The sequence below is a fragment of the Paraburkholderia sp. CNPSo 3274 genome, assembly GCF_024206475.1.
In the GTDB taxonomy this organism is placed as follows: Bacteria; Pseudomonadota; Gammaproteobacteria; order Burkholderiales; family Burkholderiaceae; genus Paraburkholderia.
On sequence record NZ_JAMBPR010000184.1, the window covers coordinates 1 to 2,677 of the forward strand.

Sequence of the window (2,677 nt, forward strand, 5' to 3'; positions counted from 1 at the left end):
CACGCCACCCCATTCTTATCCTGATTGTCGCGCGGCCAAATACCTGCGGCGTCACCATTACACAGCAATCCTCAACGACTGGTGGCTTCAGCTTGATTGTCGCGCGACACCCACTCGCCCGCGTCAATCAACGCCGCGCGTCAATCAATAAACGCTTGCCAGCGTCAATCAACATCGGCATCATCATTTCTGCCGCGACATTCTCAACTTGTTTGTCGCGCGTCTCTCATCCGGATTGTCGCGCCACAACGCCGCGGGTCTTGTTTCGCTGATATTCCGCATGGTTATCGCGCAGCATGGCCTGGACCTGTTCGAAACGTTCCCAGTCGAGGTAGACAGGATAACGGTCTTTCACGACGATTTTCCATTCTGACATAGGACAGCGCTCTGTCATCAGCTTGCCGTTTGCATAAGTCGAATGGCAGGACCGGGTTCGACCATAGACGAAAGCGCCCGCGTAGGCTGGATTCTTCAGAATCGCCGTGAGCATACCGGCTGTTGGTGCACGCCATACGACGTCACCAAACCGGTCACGCCGCGGCAAGGTCAGTGCGTGGTCCCGAAACCGACGCATCACTTTGCCCGTCGACCCGAGATCCAGAAACGTGGTAAAGATCAGGGATACCCGATCCTGCACCTCCTGATTCGGATCTTTATGTACGATGCCGTTGGTGTCACGCTCAAGTCCTGCAGGTAGCAACAACGCCAGTTCACCGCGCTTTGCCTTGTTCAGCAATCCTGCCGTCAGGCGGCCCCGCAGTGTGTGTAGTTCGACCTCGGAAATCGTGCCCTTCAAACCCAGCAACAGGCGTCCGTTCGCAGAGCCCGGATCGTAAATGCCATCGCGATCGCCGATAAGACATTGGCGAAATCCGCACAAATCCAGCAAGGGATACCAGTCCGTACAGTTACGTGCAAGCCGGGTTACTTCGTAGGAGAGGATGATGCCGACCTCGCCCAGGGTCACGCGGGCAATTACATCCTTGAAGCCCTCGCGATGCGAGAGCGTCGAGCCACTCAGGCCAAGATCAACGTCGACCACCTCGATATCCGCATCATCCCAGCCCAGATCGCTTGCGCGCTGGCGCAGCGCATACTGCAATCGCAGGCTTTCCTGATTGGTCACTACCTGATTCGCAGTGGATTGCCGGATATAGATCATTGCCTTACGGCACAGATGTCGGTCCGTTACAAGTTCCGATGTCATGGCTTGTCCCTCGGAGCAATAACCGTATTCTTCAAATTGCGACTTCCGTCTATTATCAAGTAGTCCTTATTTAAACAAAAGCCTGTTCCTAGTTTTTCCGGCGATAAGAATTCCCTAGCCACGCGAACCAGTTCCCTCACGCAATCGGCCGATAGTTTGCTCGATGGTAGACACGGAGACGTCGGACCGAGCGAAGTCGCCATCACCGGAATTTTTGACAGGATGTCGCCGCGATAAGCGACGGTGACTTGACCTGATGCACCGATCGTGCTCGCCGGCGCCACTACAGCAAAGGTGCGGCCATACAGCGGATGGGCGGGATCGGTGACAGTTACCTGTTCCGGCCGCTCAGTTGGTAGCCGAACAGGGGTATCAAGATGTGTGCTCGTAGACGCCGTCCTCGTCCACGATGACGCTATTCACTAGTGCGCAAAATTCCAGCAGCGTGTGCCAGTCACGACCATTGCGCGCCAAACGCGACGCTTCGATGGAGACCACTGCGCCCACGTGTCCGCCGCAGATCGCTGCCAGCAGTCGCTCGAAACCCGGCCGTGCGACGCCTCCGGCGGACACGCCGAGATCGTCGTCGATAACCACGACCTCTGTCCAACCGAGTCCGCGCGCCCGATCCGCCAGAGCGTATTGCCGTCGGCGACTCTCGGGGTTGTTGCGCAATTGGTCGGCGGTGGACTGTCGTACGTATACGTAGGCGCCGCGCGCCAAATGATCAGGGCTGATCTTACTCATCATCATCCTCCGGTCGTTCCGAAACGTCTGCCTGGCTTGCCACTTGCCACAGGAGCTGGCTCAGCAGTTCGACGAGTTCGTCGTGATGCTGTTGCAGGTTCGCCAGTGGCATCGACGCGGCTACGGCGTCGAACAGGTCGGTCTGCACGAGCGGGCGCGCTCGTGGCGGGATTGGCTTCATCGACGCCTCCGTGTGATAGGGCTGTCGTCGATGAAGATAAGGCAGAGTCGAGTTCGCGGCGCAATGCCAGCAAACAACGCAATGGCAACCGCGGTGGCAAGTGCGTGGGAACGTCGCCGGCCGTCGGCAGCGTCATCCATTGTGGAAGATGCGTCCTCGTGCCGTCGGGCTGTCGGACGATAAAGAAGTCCTCTGAGCCGTGCCTGGATTGGCCAAGTACCTCGACCTCCTGACCCGCACGAGGATGGAACGGATAGTTGATGCGAACCAGCTCTACGAGCTGTTCACGGGCAGTGGACTTGCCCCTGCATGACCGGACACGCGGTCACGCTTCGGTTGGTGAAGTTGCGCGCTGGCGGAATTCGCGTGGCGAGCAGTATTTCAAGGCGCTGTGCGGATGCGATTCGTTGTAGTGGTCAAACGCGATAGCCAGGTTTTGCAGTGCGGTTCTGACATCAGGCTTGGGCATCCATGAGACGTAGTCACGCTTTATCGTTTTGACGAAGCTTTCGGCCATCCCGTTGCTCTGCGGACTTCTCACA

5 protein-coding genes and 1 pseudogene are annotated in these 2,677 nt (G+C 57.8%); 1 reads left to right on the forward strand and 5 read right to left on the reverse strand.

The features are described from left to right. A partial coding sequence (locus tag M3I54_RS43865) for a hypothetical protein (RefSeq protein ID WP_254346639.1) occupies positions 1 to 272 on the forward strand: 272 nt, incomplete at its 5' end. On the opposite strand, the gene M3I54_RS43870 is transcribed toward M3I54_RS43865, so the two are convergent. The 5 genes and pseudogenes from M3I54_RS43870 to M3I54_RS43885 all read right to left on the reverse strand — a co-directional run. Then, positions 227 to 1,207, reverse strand: coding sequence for a recombinase family protein (locus M3I54_RS43870; RefSeq protein ID WP_254346640.1), 981 nt, complete (start codon positions 1,205 to 1,207; stop codon positions 227 to 229). The genes M3I54_RS43865 and M3I54_RS43870 overlap by 46 nt on opposite strands. A gap of 372 nt (positions 1,208 to 1,579) precedes the next feature. Beyond that, a complete protein-coding gene (locus tag M3I54_RS43875; RefSeq protein WP_309249689.1) occupies positions 1,580 to 1,960 on the reverse strand; it encodes a recombinase family protein in 381 nt (126 codons plus the stop codon). Beyond that, complete coding sequence (locus tag M3I54_RS43880) at positions 1,947 to 2,135, reverse strand: hypothetical protein (RefSeq protein WP_254346641.1); 189 nt, start codon at positions 2,133 to 2,135, stop codon at positions 1,947 to 1,949. Before M3I54_RS43880 ends, M3I54_RS43875 begins: the two co-directional genes overlap by 14 nt. A 142-nt stretch (positions 2,136 to 2,277) precedes the next feature. Continuing rightward, positions 2,278 to 2,406: pseudogene (locus M3I54_RS45675) on the reverse strand (DUF5372 family protein); the annotation flags it as partial. 54 nt (positions 2,407 to 2,460) lie between these two features. Further along, positions 2,461 to 2,677 (reverse strand): integrase core domain-containing protein (locus tag M3I54_RS43885; RefSeq protein WP_254342964.1); only part of this gene is annotated, 217 nt, incomplete at its 5' end.